General features: G+C 38.1%; 19 protein-coding genes. 14 read left to right on the top strand and 5 right to left on the bottom strand.

The genetic code is table 11. From position 1 onward, the window contains the following. The first annotated feature begins 83 nt into the window (after nt 1–83). Both dnaB and alr read left to right on the top strand, forming a co-directional pair. On the top strand, nt 84–1,529 hold the full coding sequence (gene dnaB, locus MKL62_RS09505) for a replicative DNA helicase (protein ID WP_000075891.1): 1,446 nt from the start codon (nt 84–86) through the stop codon (nt 1,527–1,529). A 32-nt stretch (nt 1,530–1,561) separates the two neighbouring features. Beyond that, nucleotides 1,562–2,632 carry an alanine racemase gene (alr, locus tag MKL62_RS09510; RefSeq protein ID WP_002070008.1) on the top strand — a complete coding sequence of 357 codons (1,071 nt, stop codon included), beginning with the start codon at nt 1,562–1,564 and terminating at the stop codon, nt 2,630–2,632. A gap of 52 nt (nt 2,633–2,684) precedes the next feature. Here alr and MKL62_RS09515 read toward each other — a convergent pair whose 3' ends face one another. Genes MKL62_RS09515 through MKL62_RS09530 form a run of 4 tightly spaced genes read right to left on the bottom strand, consistent with a single transcriptional unit; the run spans nt 2,685 to nt 6,387 of the window. After that, complete coding sequence (locus MKL62_RS09515; RefSeq protein WP_000220477.1) at nt 2,685–3,419, bottom strand: proteasome-type protease; 735 nt, start codon at nt 3,417–3,419, stop codon at nt 2,685–2,687. A gap of 16 nt (nt 3,420–3,435) precedes the next feature. Next, nucleotides 3,436–4,215, bottom strand: a complete 780-nt coding sequence (locus MKL62_RS09520) for a transglutaminase family protein (RefSeq protein WP_000772586.1) — start codon at nt 4,213–4,215, stop codon at nt 3,436–3,438. Between the two features lie 2 nt (nt 4,216–4,217). Continuing rightward, nucleotides 4,218–4,814 (bottom strand): alpha-E domain-containing protein, encoded by a 597-nt coding sequence (locus tag MKL62_RS09525; RefSeq protein WP_005128341.1) that lies wholly within the window; start codon nt 4,812–4,814, stop codon nt 4,218–4,220. A 22-nt stretch (nt 4,815–4,836) separates the two neighbouring features. Beyond that, complete coding sequence (locus MKL62_RS09530) at nt 4,837–6,387, bottom strand: circularly permuted type 2 ATP-grasp protein (RefSeq protein WP_005128339.1); 1,551 nt, start codon at nt 6,385–6,387, stop codon at nt 4,837–4,839. A 225-nt stretch (nt 6,388–6,612) separates the two neighbouring features. Between MKL62_RS09530 and MKL62_RS09535 the strand changes: the two genes are divergently transcribed. Continuing rightward, nucleotides 6,613–7,620 carry a helix-turn-helix transcriptional regulator gene (locus tag MKL62_RS09535; RefSeq protein ID WP_000117146.1) on the top strand — a complete coding sequence of 336 codons (1,008 nt, stop codon included), beginning with the start codon at nt 6,613–6,615 and terminating at the stop codon, nt 7,618–7,620. A gap of 386 nt (nt 7,621–8,006) precedes the next feature. Here the strand turns inward: MKL62_RS09535 and mnmG are convergent, their stop codons facing one another. Continuing rightward, nucleotides 8,007–9,887 (bottom strand): tRNA uridine-5-carboxymethylaminomethyl(34) synthesis enzyme MnmG, encoded by a 1,881-nt coding sequence (gene mnmG, locus MKL62_RS09540; protein ID WP_005128338.1) that lies wholly within the window; start codon nt 9,885–9,887, stop codon nt 8,007–8,009. A gap of 232 nt (nt 9,888–10,119) precedes the next feature. Between mnmG and MKL62_RS09545 the strand changes: the two genes are divergently transcribed. The 11 genes from MKL62_RS09545 to MKL62_RS09595 all read left to right on the top strand — a co-directional run bounded on the left by MKL62_RS09545 (nt 10,120) and on the right by MKL62_RS09595 (nt 20,348). Next, nucleotides 10,120–10,350 carry a hypothetical protein gene (locus MKL62_RS09545; RefSeq protein WP_000859008.1) on the top strand — a complete coding sequence of 77 codons (231 nt, stop codon included), beginning with the start codon at nt 10,120–10,122 and terminating at the stop codon, nt 10,348–10,350. Nucleotides 10,351–10,506: 156 nt separating this feature from the next. Further along, complete coding sequence (gene prmA, locus MKL62_RS09550; protein ID WP_000871703.1) at nt 10,507–11,412, top strand: 50S ribosomal protein L11 methyltransferase; 906 nt, start codon at nt 10,507–10,509, stop codon at nt 11,410–11,412. A 13-nt stretch (nt 11,413–11,425) separates the two neighbouring features. Next, nucleotides 11,426–12,271, top strand: a complete 846-nt coding sequence (locus MKL62_RS09555) for a zinc-ribbon and DUF3426 domain-containing protein (RefSeq protein WP_005128337.1) — start codon at nt 11,426–11,428, stop codon at nt 12,269–12,271. Nucleotides 12,272–12,647: 376 nt separating this feature from the next. After that, the gene (gene fis, locus MKL62_RS09560; RefSeq protein WP_001086304.1) at nt 12,648–12,917 is read left to right on the top strand and encodes a DNA-binding transcriptional regulator Fis; all 270 of its coding nucleotides are present in this window, start codon (nt 12,648–12,650) and stop codon (nt 12,915–12,917) included. An 89-nt stretch (nt 12,918–13,006) separates the two neighbouring features. After that, entirely contained in the window at nt 13,007–14,581 is a 1,575-nt protein-coding gene (purH, locus tag MKL62_RS09565) for a bifunctional phosphoribosylaminoimidazolecarboxamide formyltransferase/IMP cyclohydrolase (protein WP_000153210.1), read from the top strand. A gap of 125 nt (nt 14,582–14,706) precedes the next feature. Next, the gene (gene purD / locus MKL62_RS09570; protein WP_001024112.1) at nt 14,707–15,993 is read left to right on the top strand and encodes a phosphoribosylamine--glycine ligase; all 1,287 of its coding nucleotides are present in this window, start codon (nt 14,707–14,709) and stop codon (nt 15,991–15,993) included. Nucleotides 15,994–16,241: 248 nt separating this feature from the next. Continuing rightward, a complete protein-coding gene (locus tag MKL62_RS09575) occupies nt 16,242–17,108 on the top strand; it encodes a MetQ/NlpA family ABC transporter substrate-binding protein (protein ID WP_005128334.1) in 867 nt (288 codons plus the stop codon). Nucleotides 17,109–17,183: 75 nt separating this feature from the next. Further along, on the top strand, nt 17,184–18,209 hold the full coding sequence (locus MKL62_RS09580) for a methionine ABC transporter ATP-binding protein (protein ID WP_000614025.1): 1,026 nt from the start codon (nt 17,184–17,186) through the stop codon (nt 18,207–18,209). Next, nucleotides 18,206–18,901, top strand: a complete 696-nt coding sequence (locus MKL62_RS09585) for a methionine ABC transporter permease (protein ID WP_001205190.1) — start codon at nt 18,206–18,208, stop codon at nt 18,899–18,901. The genes MKL62_RS09580 and MKL62_RS09585 overlap by 4 nt, the downstream gene beginning before the upstream one ends. 157 nt (nt 18,902–19,058) lie before the next feature. After that, entirely contained in the window at nt 19,059–19,790 is a 732-nt protein-coding gene (gene gloB / locus MKL62_RS09590; RefSeq protein ID WP_001270568.1) for a hydroxyacylglutathione hydrolase, read from the top strand. A gap of 354 nt (nt 19,791–20,144) precedes the next feature. Then, nucleotides 20,145–20,348 carry a hypothetical protein gene (locus tag MKL62_RS09595; protein WP_000758190.1) on the top strand — a complete coding sequence of 68 codons (204 nt, stop codon included), beginning with the start codon at nt 20,145–20,147 and terminating at the stop codon, nt 20,346–20,348. Nucleotides 20,349–20,552 lie beyond the last annotated feature (204 nt).

Consider the following 20,552-nt stretch of genomic DNA (forward strand, 5'->3'; position numbering starts at 1 on the left):
TAGGTAGTTTATTTAGTTTTGTTTTAAGATAGTTCTCGGCTTAAAACCCTTTTTGTGTACACATTTTATCATCAGGTCTAATTATGTCTCAGGCGAATGCCACTTCTTTAACCCTTTCATCTCCAACAGAAAATAAGACGAGTGAATCAGGCCAACTTAAAGAGTTTCGCACTCCCCCACACAATTTAGCCATTGAGCAAGCTGTACTTGCTGCGCTGATGACCGTTGCTGAATCTTTTGAACAAGTCAGTGACTTACTCAAAGAAAATGATTTTTATGCTACTCGTCATAAATATATTTATCGTGCAATTGAAAAATTAGCACAGGAAAACTCACCGTATGATGCGGTTTTGGTCAACGACTGGCTTTTAAAACAAAATTTACTCGATGCGATTGGCGGTGAAGAATATTTGATGCAGCTTATGGCTGACTCACCTTCGAGTTTCTATAATCTTGAAACTTATGCGACTAAAATTAAAGAATTTTCTACACTACGCAGTATGATTAAGGTAAGTACTGAAATTTTACAAAATGCTTACGACACAAAAGGTCGAGGTGTAAGTGAAATTTTAGATTTAGCCGAAACGAGTATTTTCTCTTTAGCAGAACAACATAACAACAATAAAAAAGATTCTGGACCTAAAGCAATTAGTTCTGTAACTGCCGATGTAATTAGTAAACTTGATGAACTTTCAAAATTAGACGGAAATATTACTGGTTTAACGACTGGCTTCTTAGAGCTCGATAATAAAACTTCTGGTATGCAACCGGGTGATTTGATTATTGTCGCAGCACGTCCATCTATGGGTAAAACTACTTTCGCCATGAACTTGGTTGAAAGTGTTTTGCAATACAATAAACTCCCAGCTCTCGTATTCTCTATGGAGATGCCAGCAGACTCTATTGCGATGCGTCTAATTTCAGCTATGGGTAAAGTGCATCAAGGGCATTTACGTTCAGGTAATTTGGATGCTGATGAATGGACTAAAGTAACGGGTACCATTCTGCAACTTCAACAAATGCATTTGTATATTGATGATTCCTCTGCCCTACCACCTACTGAAGTTCGTGCCCGAGCTAGACGTATCGCAAAAATGCATGATGGTAAAATCGGCTGTATCATGGTCGACTATTTACAGTTGATGAAAGTTCCGGGCATGGGTGACAACCGTGTTGGTGAGATCTCGGAAATTTCACGTAGCTTAAAAGCTTTAGCTAAAGAAATGAACTGTCCTGTGATTGCACTATCTCAGCTTAACCGAAGTCTGGAAAACCGACCGAATAAACGCCCAGTAATGTCTGACTTACGTGAATCTGGTGCGATTGAGCAGGATGCCGACTTAATCATGTTTATTTACCGTGATGAAGTCTATAACAAAGAATCGAAAGAAGCAGGCACTGCAGAAATTATCATCGGTAAACAGCGTAATGGTCCAATTGGTACTGTTCGCCTTGCCTTTGAAGGCCAATATACTCGTTTTAGTAATCTCTCTCCTGAGTATTACAGCCAATATGATGATGAAGAATAAACTCTATCTCTAGCCCAAAGGAGTAAATGAGGGTGCGTCAAGCAACAGTTTATATTGATCGCCAAGCGCTTCAATATAATTTAAACCGTGTCAAACAACTCGCAGCAAATTCAAAAATCGTAAGTATGGTAAAGGCCAATGCATACGGACATGGAGTCAAAGACTGTTTAGCAGCCTTAAATGCCTCAGATGCCTTTGGTGTAGCCTGCCTACAAGAAGGATTAGAAATCCGTGAACTTGGTTTCGAGCAACCAGTTACTTTAATTGAAGGGGTATTTTCTGAAGATGAAATGCCCGTCGCAATTGAACAAAAATTTGAATGCGTCATTCACCATCAACAACAGTTTGAATGGTTAATTAAACACAAACAAGCATATATTGCCCAAGGCTTAAAAGCATGGGTTAAATTAAATAGCGGTATGAACCGTTTAGGTTTTAAAAACCCAGAAATTATTGAAGTGATTAAGACATTAAAGTCTGAAGGTTTTACATGTGTACTTGCTATGCATTTTGCAAATGCAGATGTAGACCACCCTTTAAATGAACAACAAAAACAGCAATTTTTGCATATTAAAGAAACTTGCGATCCAATTTTAGCATCATGCTGTAATTCAGCTGCCATCTTTAAATGGCCAGAACTAAATTTTGACTATGTACGTCCTGGTATTATGCTCTACGGCGCTTCACCTTTTGCAGATAAAACAGTGCATGATCTTGATTTGAAACCTGTCATGACTTTTACTGCAGAAATAATAGCGTTAAACCATATTGAAGCTGGTGAACACGTAGGTTATGGCTCTACTTTTTGTGCTCAACAGGCTATGGATATCGCCATTGTTTCTATTGGCTATGGTGATGGTTATCCAAGAGCTTATGTTAAGCAAAATTTTGTCGCTATTGATGGTAAACTTTGCCCAGTTGTGGGCCGTGTAAGTATGGATATGATTGCGATTGATGTGACAAATACTCAAGTAAAACTTGGCACCCAAGTTGAACTTTGGGGAAATTACCGTTTAGTTGATGATGTGGCTGAAGCAAATGGCACAATCGGCTATGAATTACTTTGCCGTCTAAGTTCTCGCCCAGTCCGTCAGGGTACTTAAAGTTCACTAAATAAAAAATCCAAGCACTGCTTGGATTTTTTTTGAATAAATTTTAGCGCCAATAATCATCTGTAGGTTTTGGCATTTCCTGTAAACCACGGCGTAACGTATCTGACCATTGACGACTAATTTGTGAAAAATATGGATCATCTTCAGTAATTCGCTTACCCATAGGGATCACAAAACTATCTTTACTATAAACCAATGCATCTAACGGCAAACCAACAGAGACATTAGAACGCAATGTAGAATCAAATGAAATTAAACTACAACGAAGAGCATCATCTAATGGCATCGCATAATATAAAGCTCGATCTAAAATAGGTTTGCCATATTTACTTTCGCCAATTTGAAAGTAAGGCGTATCTGTGGTGGCACAAATAAAATTGCCTTGCGGATAAACATTATAAAGCTGCATATCTCCGCCTTTGATTTGCCCACCCACTAAAATACTACAGGCATAATTCATTTGTTCTTGGGTATCTGAACTGATATCTTCTAAAACGCTTTTCAAGGTTTTACCGACTAGATCAGCCACCTCAAACATAGTATTAATGCTATATAAATTAGGCTCTTGTTGCAAAATAAGTGCATTTTGCAAATGCCCGATAACCGCTTGTGTAGTTGCTAAATTGCCTGCTGTTTGCAAGGCAATAAACCGCTCTCCCGTTACTCCAAAAGTATGCAGTTTACGGAACACAGAAATATGATCGACCCCGGCATTAGTTCGAGTGTCACTTATAAACACCAAACCCTGTTCCAATCTCAGCGCACAACAATAGGTCATTTCGTTCTCTTTACATTCAACAAGCCAGCACTTGAACCACAGACATCATATTTTCAGTACCACCTTTTTCTCGCACTCCCCTAATGGGCGCAACATCAAGATAGTCCCGACCAACAGCAAGATAAATATGATGCTTTGGTGTAAACAATTGATTGCTCACATCAAAACAATACCACTGATTATCTAAAAATACCTCCGCCCAAGCGTGACTGGCAAGGTGTGGAGAATTTTGATCAAATAGATAACCAGAGACATAACGTGCTGGTAATTGTAACGCACGGCACATAGCGATTAAAACATGTGCATGATCTTGACACACCCCCTGACCTGCCTGAAAGGCTTGCGTAGCCGTTGTATGAACAGATGTACTATCCGGTTGATATGGCATCTTTTGCAGAATATTTTCACTGAGCAAAGCAATATGTTGTCGGTCTTTGACAGTTACAATTCTCTGGGCAAAATCCAACATTTCAGCATCATATTTAGTGGCCTCTGTACTTTGGAGAAATAGATTTATTGGTATAGATACATCTACTCCTCCTATTTCTGTATTTAGAAGCTCTACAATGCCTTGTGCCATAAAAGTAAGGTGCTGATACTCATAACGCTGGCTAGCCGTTATCCAAATATTATTAAAAATATCTCTTTTGAGCGTCTTGTCACCAGGTACACTGATTGCCCAATTAATAACATGTTGATGCAGCGATGTTTGAGGCATCATCTTGATATACTGAATACTGTTTTTAGCAGTTTCAGTATAGTTATAATGCGTTTGATGATTAACCATCAATTTCATAATTATGCCTCGAACATATATTCCAACTGCTGGGTAAAATTATAATAAGCTTCCCAATTTGGATGATCTTTTAATAATTGCCATGGTTGAGTTAATTTATTCCACCCTAAGTCATTCAGCTGTTGAAGTAATTGTTCTAACTCCTGCAAGAGCTGTGTAAGGTCTTGCTGAAAACGTAGTTGTATATCAAATAATTCTATCTTTTGTCCTAAATGCAGAAATAACGCTATATCTTCATGTTCAGCATCAAGTATATGATTACATTTCGCTAAAGCCTGCTTTAATGAGTCAGGATGAGCTTGAACTCCCTTAATCGCATGATTTAATTCTGCATAGGCATTTGAAGATAATATTCCTCTTAACTCTTGAATATTATCTTTGGCAATAGCGAACTGATTCAGTAACGAATATGTTTGTTTCGTATCCAACATATAGCAATTCAGTAATTCTGCTTGATCAATGACTAGCCCAAATGCTGCTGCAAATTGGGCTGCTTTAGCATCATCTGTAAATGGCAAATGTGATACAGCAAATTGAATTCGCATTAAATAACGACCCAACCAATAAATGTGGTGCGCACTCGAATTGAGTAAAACCATAAATTTCCTCTTTAACCAACCATTAAGAATGTAGCGTTTCAACGACCCATGTATCTTTAATACCTCCTCCTTGTGAGGAGTTAACGACTAAAGAACCTGCCTGCATAGCTACTCGTGTTAAACCTCCGGGCACAATTTCGGTCCGATAAGGAGAACTGAGTACAAACGGGCGTAGGTCGATGTGGCGCTCAGCCACCCCTGCTGTAGTTAAAGTCGGTGCAACCGATAAAGCCAATGTTGGCTGGGCAATATATTCATGCGGTGTAGCAATCAGTTTTTGTCTAAATTCATCAATTTCACATGAGCTTGCTTTAGGACCAATTAACATGCCATATCCACCCGATCCTTGAGCTTCTTTAATGACCAATTGATCTAAATTAGCCAGTACATAGTCCAGATGTTCTTTCTCACGGCACTGGTAAGTAGGTACATTCTTCAAAATTGGTGTTTCACCCAAATAATATTGGATCATCTGATCAACATATGGATAAATCGATTTATCGTCAGCTACTCCAGTGCCGGGTGCATTGGCAATCACTACATTTTTCTGTAAATAAGCAGACATTAAACCTGCCACACCTAAAGCACTATCAGGTCTAAATGCAAGTGGGTCTAAAAAATCATCATCTAAACGGCGATAAATCACATCAACCTTTTGACGGCCGCGAATCGTTTTTACAAATACTTGATCATTTTCTACAAATAAATCTCGATTGGTGACCAGTGGCACATCCATTTCACGTGCTAAAAAAGCGTGTTCATAATAAGCACTGTTAAAACGTCCTGGCGTTAAGACCACAATAAAAGGCTGATCAATCTCAGAGTTTTCTTGAAGTATTTCTTTTAATAAGCTTGGATAGTGTTCAATACCTTGCAGATTGTTAGCAGCGCAGAGCTCAGGCATGAGTTGCTGACTAATATTCCTGCATTCAATCATATAAGATACGCCAGATGGTGTTCTTAAATTATCTTCAAGTACAAAAAACTCGCCTTCACTGTCACGAATAATATCTATTCCGCTAATTTGAGAATAAATTTTGCCTTTGAGTGTGTGTTTAAGCATATGGGGCTGAAAAGCCTCATGACAAATAATCTGACTTTCCGGAATTAATTGCTCTTTTAAAATATGTTGCCCATGATAGATGTCATCTAAAAAATAATTGAGCGCTTTAACTCGCTGTGCGCAGCCAGCTGCGATTTTTTCCCACTGTTTTTTTTCAATAACCCTTGGAATGAGATCAAAAGGTATCGTTCTCTCCACTCCTTCCTTATCACCGTATACGTTAAATGTAATGCCGTGATAGAGAAAATGTTGCTTAGCCTCCGCATTTAATTGTTTCAACTCATTCAAAGTACGAATGCTCAGCCATTGTTCAATTTTTTTAGAGGCCACACCGTTAGATGTTGCATCATCTAACATCTCATTAAAAAACTGTGATTTTAGTTGTTCAAATAGGTTCGTCTGTACGGAAAGATTTTCTATAAACGAAGTTTGGTTAAGTAATGCGTTGGTCGCCTGTTCCTGTAAAAAATAATCAATATCGGCTTGTAGGTCTTTCTCTTGTTCTGACATAGCAACCTCGTCTTATCATTTATCTATATTTCATTTTTAAATAAGCAATTTCAGTGCCACTTATATATCTATAATGCTTATTGAGTATCATTGTTATAACTTTCTTCTAAATTTTAGCATTGATTGTAAAAGCTGCTATAAACCGAATCTGACAAACTTGCTAAATCTGTAAAGTTTTTTTATTGTGTTGACACCAAAGCAATTGGATATAGATGTATTACGCTTATGTCTGTAACAGAAAAAGAAACTTCAAATAGTTTATATCGCCAATGGCAGATTCTATCTCGCCTTCCTACCGGTAAATGGATCGGAACTCGAGAATTGCAAGAAATGCTTGAGCGTGAAGGTATTGAAATCAGTTTAAGGACAATTCAGCGTGATTTAAACCAAATTGCTCAGCGTTTTCCAATTGAAAGTAATAAAGCTGTACCTCAAGGCTGGCGTTGGCAATCAGATGCACCAATTCAAAGCTTACCGCATATGACAAGCTCTCAGGCTGTAACCTTTATGATGGTTGAGGAACATCTCAAACATTTACTTCCACCCAGTCTACTTGATGAGATGGGGCCTTGGTTCGATTTGGCAAAACGTAGTCTATCTACACAAAATAATGTAAGACAGTGGATTAATCGTGTCCGTATTGTGCCAGCAAGCCAACCTCTTATTCCACCTGTAGTGGACCGTGCCGCTCAGCAGGCAATTTATGAAGGTCTACTACAAGACAAACAGATTGAGTGTGTCTATCGGGCCCGTGTAAATCAAGGCGAAGATAAAACTTATATTTTAAATCCTCTTGCTTTGGTCCAAAAAGGTGCTGTGATTTACTTAATTTGTACGCGCCATGATAAAACTGAAGTACAAACATTTGCCTTGCACCGATTCAAATCTGCTAAAGTTTTAGAAAGTCGGGCTTTACACCCTGTCAATTTCGATATTGACCATTATATTGACTCAGGGGCTTTAGGTTTCAGAGTAGATTACAACCAACCCACTGAATCTATTCAGCTTACTTTAACCATGACCGAGCAAACTGCTAAAACTTTTTATGAAAGTCAGTTAAGTAAAGATCAGACCATTACCCCAATTGAAGAAAATATTGTCGAAGTTACGGCGACCGTTCCATTTACGTCCCAACTCGTATGGTGGTTACGGAGTTTTGGTAAAAAACTGCTTCATATTGAGCCAGCCCAAGTACACAATGCTGTGCGAGAAATTGAGCCTGATAGCAAATAATCAGTAGATATAAAAAAGAGAACCATATGGTTCTCTTTAGATTTTGAATTGTAATTTTCTTAATTTTATATTGGCATTTATACTTTTATTTATTTTCAGATCAATATGTTTTCCCCCACCAAAAATGATCTGCTCTTTCTTTTGCGCTATGTTGAACATGAGCATTGGCATGCCATTTCATATCCATTGTAGCGAATTGATTTCATTGTCATGTTTAAAGCCCTCTTGTTTGAACGTGAATTTAATATAACTTTCGCTTTAAAACTTGTGAAATAAGAAAAAAAGGATGCAAAATCTCTTTTGATGCTTAGGAAAATTCCAGATATTTTTTGATCAGAAAATAAAAAAGCCCAGTCTTAACCGGGCTTTTTTACACGCTTAAATAATTAAGCCGTTTTTTTCGTCATATTATTTTTACGAATCGTGATCATTACAAGCTGAACAGCAGCTGGGGTAACACCAGGAATACGGCTCGCTTGAGCTAATGTTTCCGGGCGAACTGTTTTCAACTTCTGAGTAATTTCGCGAGATAAACCTGAAACGACGTCATAATCAAAATCAGCAGGAATTTTAGTTTCTTCAAGACGTTTTAATTGAGCCACATCTTCATGCTGACGGTTGATATAACCTTCATATTTAACAGCAATTTCAATTTGCTCACCGACTTGCTGTGATACTTCAGAACCTGTAAGTTCCGCAATTTGGCCAAAATTAATATTAGGACGTTTAAGCAAGTCAATCGCACTACATTCTTTACTTAAATCAACACCTGTCATTTCAACAAACTTTTTACCCATTGGGTTGTTAGGTGCCGCCCATAAATGTTGTAGACGAGATGTTTCGCGCTCAACAGCTTCCATTTTTTCGCAATAAGCTGCCCAACGAACATCATCAACCAAACCAAGCTCACGACCAATAGTTGTTAAACGTTGATCGGCATTATCTTCACGTAACATCAAACGATATTCCGCACGTGAAGTGAACATACGGTATGGCTCTTTCGTACCTAGGGTAATCAAGTCGTCAACCAATACACCCATATAAGCTTGGTCACGTTTAGGTGTCCATTCTTCTTGTTCCCATGCACGGCGTGCAGCATTCAAGCCTGCAAGTAAACCTTGGGCACCAGCTTCTTCATAACCGGTAGTACCATTAATTTGCCCTGCAAAATACAAGCCGTTAATTGCTTTAGTTTCTAGGGTAAATTTCAAAGCTTGCGGGTTGAAATAGTCATATTCGATTGCATAACCCGGACGTAAGATATGGGCATTTTCCATACCGCGAATCGAGCGCACAAGTTCAAACTGAACATCAAATGGTAATGAAGTCGAAATACCATTTGGATAAAGCTCATGTGTATCAAGGCCTTCTGGCTCTAAGAATACCTGATGCGAGTCTTTATCAGAGAAACGATGAATCTTATCTTCAATTGAAGGACAGTAACGTGGACCTACCCCTTCAATAACACCGGTATACATTGGTGAACGGTCTAAGCCACCACGAATAATGTCATGAGTTTTTTCGTTAGTATGCGTGATATAGCAATTCACTTGTTCTGGGTGCATAGACACATCACCCATGAACGACATTACCGGAGACGGGAAGTCGCCTGGTTGTGGTGTCATAACTGAAAAATCAACTGAACGTGCATCAATACGTGGAGGTGTACCTGTTTTTAAACGGCCTACCGGTAATTTCAATTCACGAAGACGCTGAGCAAGAGCAATAGAAGGAGGATCACCAGCACGACCGCCGCTTGATTTCTCTAAACCAACGTGAATAACACCGCCCAAGAATGTACCAGTAGTTAACACAACAGTTTTTGCATCAAAGCGGATACCCATTTGGGTCACAACACCCTTAACTGTATCGCCTTCAACAATCAGGTCATCAGCCGCTTGTTGGAAAATATCAAGATTTGCTTGGTTTTCTAAGGTCTCACGAATCGCAGCTTTATAGCGAACACGGTCAGCCTGAGCACGCGTTGCACGTACTGCTGCACCTTTACGCGAGTTTAAAATACGGAATTGAATACCGCCTTTATCGGCAGCTAAAGCCATTGCACCGCCAAGCGCATCAATTTCACGAACTAAGTGCGACTTACCAATGCCACCAATTGCTGGGTTACAGCTCATCTGACCCAAAGTCTCAATGTTATGGGTCAAAAGCAAAGTCTGTCGTCCCATACGCGCAGCAGCAAGCGCCGCTTCCGTACCTGCGTGACCGCCACCGATAACGATAACATCATAAACTTTAGGATAGTGCATGAGTACAAAAACACCAGAAAAAAAAGACGGAACATTATAGCAAAATTATCTGCTTATAGATGTACATAATTACAAAATTGTCGTGACATGATTTACGGTAAGCCACATGTTTTGACATTTTGTTTCATGAATTCAATACAAAGTGAATGTTTTTAAAACTTTTTCATTTTAGAATAAAAAACGTACAGCACTTCTATGACTTTAAAATTAACGCAACTAGAAGGAACACAAAATGAAAACGACCATGTTGAAAATCTTAACAGCATCTCTAATTTGTTTTTCAGGCGTAACTTTTACACACGCTGCTGACACGAGCAAAGCCGAAACTCAAAAACAAATTCGAGTGTGTGCAAAAAAACAGCAAGGTGAATGGGTTTCTTACAATCACAACGGTGTAACCTTTAATGGTACTTGCCAGCCGAACGAAAATGGCAAATTACAATTCAAGGCCCCTGCTCCTTAATACAGTTTTGACTTAAGATATAGAGAAATCGTTTTATATTCTCCTATATCACATCATCATTTTTTAAAAGCGGTCCATTAAAGATGGGCCGTTTTCTTTTTTAAACTACTCTAGTCGGCTACAATATGCCTTTAAATAAAATTTTAGGTCCTTTTCGTGAAGTGGTTACAAATACACATTACCGTTGATCAAGAACAAGTTGAATTCACAGAAACACTTTTAATGTCTCTAGGTGCGGTAAGCGTAACTTTGGATGATGCCGAAGATCAGGCTTTACTGGAACCATTACCAGGTGAAACACCACTCTGGAACAAAGTCATTGTTACTGGTATTTACCAACAAGACGAACAAGACCCAATTGATGTTGATACTTTAGAAGCTTTCTTAAAAGCACAACTTCCAGATGTGCCAATGCGTCATGAAGAACTTGAAGATCAAGTTTGGGAACGCGCATGGATGGATTATTATGAACCAATTCAGATTGGGGAAAAATTCTGGATTGTTCCTGAATGGTTAGAGCCACCAGAAGCAGATGCTACAAATATTAAGCTTGATCCAGGCCTTGCTTTTGGTACAGGTAATCATGCAAGTACTTTCTTATGCTTACAATGGTTAGGTAAAACTGATGTTAAAGATAAGATCGTGATTGATTATGGCTGTGGCTCAGGCATTTTAGGTGTTGCAGCTTTATTATTAGGCGCTAAGAAAGTCTATGCGACAGACATCGACCCACAAGCAGTTTTAGCAACTAAACAAAATGCAGAACTCAATGGTGTATTAGACCGTTTATATGTAGGTCTTCCTGAAGAGTTTGATCAAGAATTCAAACCTCAACAAGCAGATGTTTTAGTCGCAAATATTTTAGCGGGTCCTTTAATGGCACTTGCGCCAGAGTTTGCAAAATTACTTAAATCTGATGGTGATTTCGCACTTGCTGGTGTAATCGAAGAGCAAGTTGCTGATGTTTCAGGTGTTTATTCTGAATTTTTTGATATATTAGATGTCGAAAAGCGCGAAGAAAACTGGTGCCGCATTTCAGGAAAACGTAAAACAACAAATTGAGATGTTTTAACTCATGAATGAAAAACAAACCCGCTGCCCTAAGTGTCTAACAGTTTATAAAGTTTCTCTTACTCAGTTAACTGTTGCTCAGGGTATGGTTTGTTGCCCTAAATGTAATTTAAATTTTAATGCTCTGACTAATTTAGTAAATGTTGAGCAGCCGGAAACGGTAAACTCATCTGCTTTAGCTCATGGCTCTATGCAAACACGATATATGACCCATTCTCATGTGTTAGATATCTTTGATCAAAAGGTTGAAAACTCTAATATTGATCTTTTGACTTATTTGAATAATTTAAATTACTTCCATAATGAACCTATTAATGCTCTTCCTAATCTTAATTTGGCTGAGCAAGCAACCTCCTCTCCTGAGCAAGATAACGGTAAAAAGCATAGCTGGTTGTACTATACGCTTTGGAGTTCTGCAAATCTGATTCTGATTTTGGTTTTTACTTTTCAGATTCTTTGGTTTAACCCTAAACTCATGCAACAAAGCCCTGCGATTAGCCATGCATTTAATTATGTTTGTCAAATATTGCATTGCAACAAGTCAGCTGAACAATATCAACTTCTTTATATAGAAAAGGTAAAGCTACGTAAAATTGGTACAGAGCATACTCAACTTTCAGGTGTTCTTATAAATCAGAATAATAAAAGTATTGAGTTGCCCAACCTAAAACTCAGCTTTGGCAAAGAAACCGATCAAGAAGAAATCATTTTTACCCCTCAACAATACTTGGTCGAAAATTTACGTGGTATTCAACGCATTCCGACCAATACACCTTTTAGATTCCAAGTTGAACTAAATAAAAGCAAAAAAAGCCTAGTAAATTATCGATTAGAAATTGTCCACCCCTAATTTGTAAAAAAAGTGAAAAAAAATTAAAAAAAAATGCAGTTAATTTGCTCACTTTTTCCTAGACAATGGTATGATACGCGCCACGAAAGCTTTGACTCATATACTCCTCGCTCTCAATTCAAAAAATATACTGTTAAGCATGTGTGCTTTTCTACATTAAGCGCATAGCCTAACTTTTTTTGTTTTTGAGGGGGCTGTAACAAATATTTAATTATTGTTACGCTTATTTTTTACTCAATACGAAGAAATATGGCAAGCTAATTGTTCTTATGTTTTAGAGTCACTGTTTTAGGATCTAAAACAGGACTCCGTATTTTTAGACCACATTTATATACTACTTTACCCAAGCTAGTATTTGATTTTCGGATTAACTCGCATGAATAGCAAATCTCCTATTTTTACTGCACAATCTGATGTTGCTCTTCGCATCCACGTGGATCGCGCAGTTCGCCATTATTTTGCACAATTGCAAGGTGAGCAACCATCTCAGGTATATGACATGGTGCTAGCAGAAATGGAGAAACCTCTTTTATCTGTAGTTCTAGAATATACTCGTGGTAACCAAACACGTGCCGCAGAAATTCTTGGACTCAACCGTGGCACTTTACGTAAAAAGTTAAAAGCTCACGGTTTAATGAGTGAATAAATGATAAAATGCTCACGGCTTCGTGGGCATTTTTTTTGTGCTTCTAATTGGTTTTAATCCGTAGACTTGAAATTGTTGACTTGAACATCATGACTATTAAACGTGCTTTGATTTCTGTATCAGACAAAACAGGAATTGTCGAATTTGCTCAAAACCTTGCAGCTTTAGGGGTAGAATTATTATCTACAGGCGGCACATACAAGTTGCTTAAAGATAATAATATTGCTGTTGTTGAAGTATCTGAACATACCGGTTTCCCGGAAATGATGGATGGCCGTGTTAAAACACTACATCCAAAAATTCATGGCGGTATTTTGGCTCGTCGTGGTCTAGACGAAGCTGTTATGCAAGAACACAACATCGATCCAATCGATTTAGTTGTCGTTAACCTTTACCCATTTGCGGCTACAGTAGCTAAACCTAACTGTTCTCTTGCTGATGCTATCGAAAATATCGACATCGGTGGTCCAACAATGGTACGTGCTGCTGCTAAGAACCATGCATCTGTCGGTATTGTGGTAAATGCTTCAGATTACGATACAGTTATTAGCGAATTAAAAGCTTCTGGTTCACTTTCTTACGAAACACGCTTCGATTTAGCGGTTAAAGCATTTGAACATACAGCTCAATATGACGGCATGATTGCTTCTTACTTAGGCGCTCGCGTTGGTAAGGCCGAAGGTGAAGCAGATTTATTCCCTCGTACGTTCAATACCCAATTAAACAAAGCACAAGATTTACGTTACGGTGAAAATCCACACCAATCTGCTGCTTTCTATGTTGAAGCAAATGCAAAAGAAGCTTCTGTTTCTACTGCAAAACAATTACAAGGCAAAGAATTGTCTTATAACAACATTGCTGATACTGATGCTGCCCTTGAGTGCGTAAAATCATTTGCAAAACCAGCTTGTGTCATCGTAAAACATGCTAACCCTTGTGGTGTTGCCGTTTCTTTAGACGGTATTAAAGCTGCTTATGATTTAGCTTACGCAACAGATCCAGAATCTGCTTTCGGCGGTATTATTGCATTTAACCGTGAGTTAGATGTTGCTACTGCTCAAGCAATTGTAGATCGTCAATTCGTTGAAGTAATTATTGCTCCAAGTATTGCTGATGGTGTACTTGAAGTTACTGGAGCGAAGAAAAATGTTCGTGTTTTAGTATGTGGTGAATTACCTGCAATTGATGCACGTGCTCCACAACTTGACTATAAACGCGTTAACGGCGGTTTACTTGTTCAAGACCAAGACTTGGGCATGATTACTAAAGATGATCTTAAAGTTGTGACTAAACGTGCACCAACCGAACAAGAAATTGATGATCTTATTTTTGCATGGAAAGTTGCGAAATACGTAAAATCAAACGCTATTGTTTATGCGAAAAACCGTCAAACTATTGGTGTAGGTGCAGGCCAAATGAGCCGTGTTAACTCAGCACGTATCGCAGCAATTAAAGCTGAGCATGCTGGTCTGGTTGTTGAAGGCGCAGTTATGGCATCTGATGCATTCTTCCCGTTCCGTGACGGTATTGATAATGCAGCAAAAGCTGGCATTAAATGCATTATTCAACCGGGTGGTTCTATGCGCGATGAAGAAGTTATTGCAGCTGCTGATGAAGCAGGCATTGCAATGGTCTTCACTGGTATGCGCCATTTCCGCCACTAATTTAAATTTAGTCCTCCCTAACCCTCCTTTTATTCAGGAGGGTTTTCCACAATAATGGAACTATCTCTCCACCTTGAGAAATAGAGGGGGATGAAAAAGGATTAAAGTTAAGGAACAAATTAAAAATGAATATTTTAGTTTTAGGTAGTGGTGGTCGTGAGCATGCTTTAGCATGGAAAATCGCGCAAGATGCCAAAGTTACTCAAGTTTTCGTTGCGCCTGGTAACGCAGGAACTGCAACAGAACCAAAATGCGTTAACGTTCAGCTCGATATTTTAGACAACCCGGCAATTATTGCTTTTGCTAAAGAAAATAATGTTGAACTGATTGTTGTTGGCCCAGAAGCGCCATTAGTAAATGGTGTTGTTGATGCTGCGCGTGAAGCAGGCGTAAAAATTTGGGGACCTACTCAATATGCAGCACAGCTTGAAGGCTCAAAAGCATTTGCTAAGCACTTTTTAAAACGCCACAACATCCCAACTGCTTTTTATGAAGTATTTACGGAAGTTGATGCAGCAAAAGCTTATGTTGAAAAAAATGGTGCACCAATTGTAATTAAAGCTGACGGTCTTGCGGCTGGTAAAGGCGTTATCGTTGCAATGACCAATGAAGAAGCTTTTGCAGCAATTGATGACATGCTTGCAGGCAACAAATTTGGTGATGCAGGCTCACGTGTTGTAATTGAACAGTTCCTTGCTGGTGAAGAAGCTTCTTTCATTTGTATGATTGACGGTAAAAACATTTTACCAATGGCAACTTCACAAGATCACAAACGTATTTTTGAAGGTGACCAAGGTCCTAACACAGGTGGTATGGGTGCCTACTCTCCTGCTCCAGTTGTGACTCCAGACGTTTTTGAGCGTGTAATGAATGAAATTATGCGCCCAACTGTTGATGGTATGGCTGCTGATGGACATGTTTATACTGGCTTCTTATATGCTGGTTTAATGATTGATGAACAAGGTCAACCACGCGTAATTGAGTTTAACTGCCGTTTCGGTGATCCGGAAACTCAACCGATCATGATGCGTTTGAAGTCATCTCTTGTTGATTTGGTTGAAGCAGGTATCGCAGGTAACTTACCAAGCGAAGCAGAATGGGATGAGCGTAAGTCAATCGGTATTGTACTTGCAGCAGAAGGTTACCCAGACAGCGTGCGTAAAGGTGACGTTATCTCAGGTATCGGTCAATCACCAGAAGATACTAAAATCTTCCATGCAGGTACTGCTACTCGTGAAGACGGCCATATCGTTACTTCTGGCGGACGTGTACTTTGCGTGACTGCTCTAGGTGATAGCGTTCTTGAAGCACAAATCAATGCTTTAGAAGTATGTGGGCAAGTAACCTTCACAGGTATGCAATACCGCAGTGACATCGGTTACCGTGCTATTGCTCGTGAAAAAGCTGAATAAAAATTTAAATAATAAAAAAGCTCTCTTATGAGGGCTTTTTTATTTTGCTTATTCACTTATCACAAATATTCATATTAATCTTAATTTTTATTCAATTCTGATTAATAAGATCGAAACATGTCCACTATATTGAATATGTTTTTATTGTTATGATTGGTTAAACCGTTGGAACTTTCAACATCACCAATTTTCCCAGCTGAGAGCCAACCCGAATGGTTGAGATCTCTCATAATCAGGACTTTTTTTACATGAAAAAGCTGATCAGTCTTTTTTTAAGCGTGTCTGTAGTATTACTTGCAGCTTGCGGCAAACAGCAAAATGAACCACAAAATGGCAAAGACTCTGCTCAGTTACAAACTGTAGTCATTGCTTCAACTGGTTCTGACGCTGATATTTGGCGCTATATTGCAACTTTACCGGAAACTAAAGCTGCCGGTCTTAAACTTGAGGTGAAAAACTTCACTGATTATGTTGCAATGAATACAGCTACTGCAAACAAAGAAGTTGACCTAAATGCATTCCAATCTTATGCCTACCTTGTTGCATTTAATGCTTCAAATAAAGATAAGATTGCTCCTGTTGCTACAACTTATCTTGAACCAATGGGTATTTACTCGAGTAAATACAAAAAAGTTGATGAGTTCCCTCAAGGTGCAAGCATTGCTATTCCTAATGATGCAGCGAACGAAGCTCGTGCATTGTTATTGTTACAAAGCGCAGGTCTAATCAAGCTTAAAGCTGACTTTGATCCAGCGAAAGGCACTCCAAGCGATATTACTGACAACAGCAAGAAAATTGACATTAAACCAATTCAAATGGCAACTGCTGTTCGTGTAAAAGACGAAGTTGATGCAATTGTTTTAGGTAATACTTTAGCAATCGAAGGTGGTTTAAATGTGCTTAAAGATTCTATCTATTATGAGCCAGTTGACCAAAGTACAAAGTTGAATGTAAATATTCTTGCAACTGCTGAATCACGTAAAGATGACCCTGTTCTTCAGAAAGTTGGTCAGCTTTACCACACCGAAGCTGTTAAAAAATACGTTGAACAACACTTTGGTGGTACAAAAGTTGACGTGAATCAGCCAATCAGCTACCTCACGCAAGCTAAATAGTAATATAATAGCTGCAACGCGAAACAGGCAAAGACTCTTTGCCTGTTTTTTCTTTTTAGCATAGTTTTTGACGACATGATTCAATTTAAAAACATTTCAAAGCACTATCAGCTTAAAGGCCAAACTATACGTGCACTGGACCAAATTAATTTGGAAATTCCTGAAGGCAGTATTTTCGGCATTATTGGCTATAGTGGTGCAGGTAAAAGTACTTTAATCCGCCTGATTAACTTACTTGAACGACCAAATGAAGGTCAGGTTATCATTAATCAAAAGGACTTCACTGCTTTGGATGCGCGTTCATTACGTCAGGAACGTGCAAATATTGGTATGATTTTCCAGCACTTCAATTTGCTTCAAACCAAAACAGTTGCTGAAAATATTGAAATGCCAATGCGTCTGCTAAATTACAGCAAAGCAGAACGTGAAAAGCGTTTAAATGAGTTACTTGAGTTCATTGATCTTAAGCATAAAAAAGATGCTTATCCAGATGAATTATCTGGCGGTCAGAAACAACGTGTTGGTATCGCTCGTGCTTTAGCCAACCACCCTAAAATTCTTTTGTGTGATGAGGCCACCTCTGCCCTCGACCCACAAACGACAAAGTCGGTTTTAGAATTATTAAAGAAAATTAACCAAGAACAAAAAATCACAATCGTCATGGTAACTCATGAAATGGATGTGATTGAGACTGTATGTGACCATGTTGCTGTCATGGAAGCTGGTAAAGTGATTGAGCAAGGCTCAACCATTGATATCTTTAGTAATCCACAACATCCGACAACTAAAAACTTTATACAAACTGTTTTACATCAGCAGTTGCCTGTAAATATTTTAAATCAACTGGAAAACCAGCATCATCACAGCATTTATTGCTTACAGTTCTTAGGGCGTTCAGCACAAGAGCCTGTGATTCAGTCGCTTATTAAACAATTTGATATTAGTTTAAATATCTTATTTGCCAATATGACTGAAATTAACGGCACCGTCATTGGTCAGATGTTTGTACAGCTTTTAGGTGATCCACAGTTGATTCGTCAGGCGATTGAGTTTTTAGAGAAAAATGAAGTGAGTGTAGTTCAATCAGGAGATCAAGTATGAGAGATTTAATCGTACAGTGGTTAACTGAACTTACTCAACCTTTCTGGCACAGTTCTCTTTCAATTGACCAGTTTGTAACTGCGTTACAAGAAACCTTCCATATGGTGTTCTTTGCGCTTTTATTTGGTGGTATTTGGGGTTTTATCCAAGGGATTATTCTACTTGTAACCCGCCCAGAAGGCATTTTGCCAAATAAATTCATTTATCATTTACTCAACCCAATTGTAAATGCTTTACGTTCTCTGCCATTTATTATTTTACTTATTGCAGTTATTCCACTGACCAAATTATTGGTAGGAACTTCAATTGGTACATGGGCAGCGATCGTTCCTTTAACAATTTACGTTGGACCATATATGGGACGTCTTATTGAGACTTCCCTGCTTGAAGTAAATGAAGGAATTATCGAATCTGCTCAAGCTATGGGTGCAACTCCTTGGCAGATTATTTCGCGCTTTATCTTACCTGAAGCTCGTAGTTCGCTTATTTTGAACTTGACGACTGCTACGATTAGCCTTATTGGTGCAACCGCTATGGCTGGTGCAGTTGGTGCTGGTGGTATTGGTGACTTGGCAATTTCTTATGGCTATCAACGTTTTGATACAAGCGTCGTTATTTTAACGGTTATTGTATTATTACTTTTGGTACAAATCGTTCAAATGCTAGGAAATTGGCTCGCAAAAATGCGCTAATTGAACTCCTAAAAAAGCCCTCTTCCATGAGGGCTTTTTTATTTTAGAGAGTCTAATTTATAGAGCATTTTATTAGACAGGTTACTCAAGGTAATTTCTGTTATTATCAAAATTAGCCCGTAGATACTGCTTTTGGATTTAGTTTCAGGATAAAAAAATGCGTTATAGAATTCATTATATTGATGTGCAAAATGCCCTACAAAACTATATCTGGATTTTAGAAGATACTGAGACTCATGAAGCTGTTGCAGTTGATCCAACAGAGGCTGAGTTAGTCACCCACTTTTGCCAAGAACATCAATTAACTCTAAAACAGATTTGGCTTACCCATTGGCATAAAGACCATATCGGCGGTGTTGCTGATTTAACGGCTAACACGCCTATGGCGGTATATGGCCCAAGAGATGAACTAAGTAAAATCCCTGGCATTACTCATCCCTTACAACACGATGATCATCTAAAATTTAATGATTTAAAAGTAGAGATTATTGCAACACCAGGCCATACCTTAGGTCATATTGTATATTTTATTGAAGAGCTTAATACCCTCTTTTGTGGAGATACCTTATTTGCAATGGGATGCGGGCGACTATTTGAAGGTACAGCAGAACAGATGTACCACTCACTAAATCGTCTTGCTGCACTACCCACTGCAACAAAAGTGTATTGCACACATGAATATACACTTTCTAATGCGGAATTTGCCTTAAGTGTAGAACCTGAAAACCATGCACTGCAAGAACGTGCTGAACAAGTCCGCATGCTTCGTCAAGAAGGTAAAATTACCTTGCCAAGTAGTATTGAACTTGAACTAGCAACAAATCCCTTTTTACGTGCTGAAAGTGTAGATGAATTCGCTCACTTACGTAGCTTAAAAGACAATTTTTAAAATTATAAGCTTTCAACCAAGATACAGTTTAATTTTAAGAACTGTATCTTTTTGAATAAAGCATGTTGCATGAAATTATTTTTTACATTTATTGATTTTAGATTAATTTAAATTGATTAAATTTTAACCCAATATCATTATTTTAAAATCTATATAAAAAACAAAAACTTAAAATTTATAAATATCCAGATTAATTACATAAAAACTTAATAAATTTATAAAATGAAGGATATTGCTTTATCTATTTTACTTTTTTTACAAGATGCAAAATAAAACAAAGTTTTCCCCCTTTAAAAAATTCGAGTAAATCCCTATTAATAAATAGTGTAAGACACGGATAGAAGGAGTTCTCACGTGAAAAAGGTTGTTAAAGCGAAAAATTTAATTGCGTTCCGTATTTGGTTAGAAAAATTAGGGTATTCGGTTAAAAACCTTGCTGATGGAAAAGGTTTTACTTTCAGTTTTAAAAAAGAATATGGCTTAGTGACCTGTGATTTGGCAGGTAATGCTTTAGCAATGCAGTTAGGTGAAGAATTTGAGGATCACTTAAAAGCATAAACCTAAGCTAGTTTATATACTATTTTTATAGTGTAGATAACTCAAAAGTTCTGCTTTTTAAAAAGTAGTTCTATACGAAAATTTGCGAAATTTTTATAGTGGCTTTCCTTAATAACTATTAATGAGTAGATAGTTTTTAAATTATATTTTTTTGATCATTAAATAATAAAACCTGTAGCACAGCACCTCTCCCGATTTGCCAGT

The organism is Acinetobacter sp. AOR01_HL (genome assembly GCF_027855455.1).
Classification (GTDB): domain Bacteria; phylum Pseudomonadota; class Gammaproteobacteria; order Pseudomonadales; family Moraxellaceae; genus Acinetobacter; species Acinetobacter baumannii.

What these genes read in the sequence shown, in the direction of transcription:
- dnaB (WP_000075891.1), top strand. Translation starts at nt 84, where the DNA reads ATGTCTCAGGCGAATGCCACTTCTTTAACCCTTTCATCTCCAACAGAA.
- MKL62_RS09515 (WP_000220477.1), bottom strand. Translation starts at nt 3,419, where the DNA reads ATGACCTATTGTTGTGCGCTGAGATTGGAACAGGGTTTGGTGTTTATA.
- MKL62_RS09520 (WP_000772586.1), bottom strand. Translation starts at nt 4,215, where the DNA reads ATGAAATTGATGGTTAATCATCAAACGCATTATAACTATACTGAAACT.
- MKL62_RS09525 (WP_005128341.1), bottom strand. Translation starts at nt 4,814, where the DNA reads ATGGTTTTACTCAATTCGAGTGCGCACCACATTTATTGGTTGGGTCGT.
- MKL62_RS09530 (WP_005128339.1), bottom strand. Translation starts at nt 6,387, where the DNA reads ATGTCAGAACAAGAGAAAGACCTACAAGCCGATATTGATTATTTTTTA.
- MKL62_RS09535 (WP_000117146.1), top strand. Translation starts at nt 6,613, where the DNA reads ATGTCTGTAACAGAAAAAGAAACTTCAAATAGTTTATATCGCCAATGG.
- mnmG (WP_005128338.1), bottom strand. Translation starts at nt 9,887, where the DNA reads ATGCACTATCCTAAAGTTTATGATGTTATCGTTATCGGTGGCGGTCAC.
- MKL62_RS09545 (WP_000859008.1), top strand. Translation starts at nt 10,120, where the DNA reads ATGAAAACGACCATGTTGAAAATCTTAACAGCATCTCTAATTTGTTTT.
- MKL62_RS09555 (WP_005128337.1), top strand. Translation starts at nt 11,426, where the DNA reads ATGAATGAAAAACAAACCCGCTGCCCTAAGTGTCTAACAGTTTATAAA.
- fis (WP_001086304.1), top strand. Translation starts at nt 12,648, where the DNA reads ATGAATAGCAAATCTCCTATTTTTACTGCACAATCTGATGTTGCTCTT.
- purH (WP_000153210.1), top strand. Translation starts at nt 13,007, where the DNA reads ATGACTATTAAACGTGCTTTGATTTCTGTATCAGACAAAACAGGAATT.
- purD (WP_001024112.1), top strand. Translation starts at nt 14,707, where the DNA reads ATGAATATTTTAGTTTTAGGTAGTGGTGGTCGTGAGCATGCTTTAGCA.
- MKL62_RS09575 (WP_005128334.1), top strand. Translation starts at nt 16,242, where the DNA reads ATGAAAAAGCTGATCAGTCTTTTTTTAAGCGTGTCTGTAGTATTACTT.
- MKL62_RS09580 (WP_000614025.1), top strand. Translation starts at nt 17,184, where the DNA reads ATGATTCAATTTAAAAACATTTCAAAGCACTATCAGCTTAAAGGCCAA.
- MKL62_RS09585 (WP_001205190.1), top strand. Translation starts at nt 18,206, where the DNA reads ATGAGAGATTTAATCGTACAGTGGTTAACTGAACTTACTCAACCTTTC.
- gloB (WP_001270568.1), top strand. Translation starts at nt 19,059, where the DNA reads ATGCGTTATAGAATTCATTATATTGATGTGCAAAATGCCCTACAAAAC.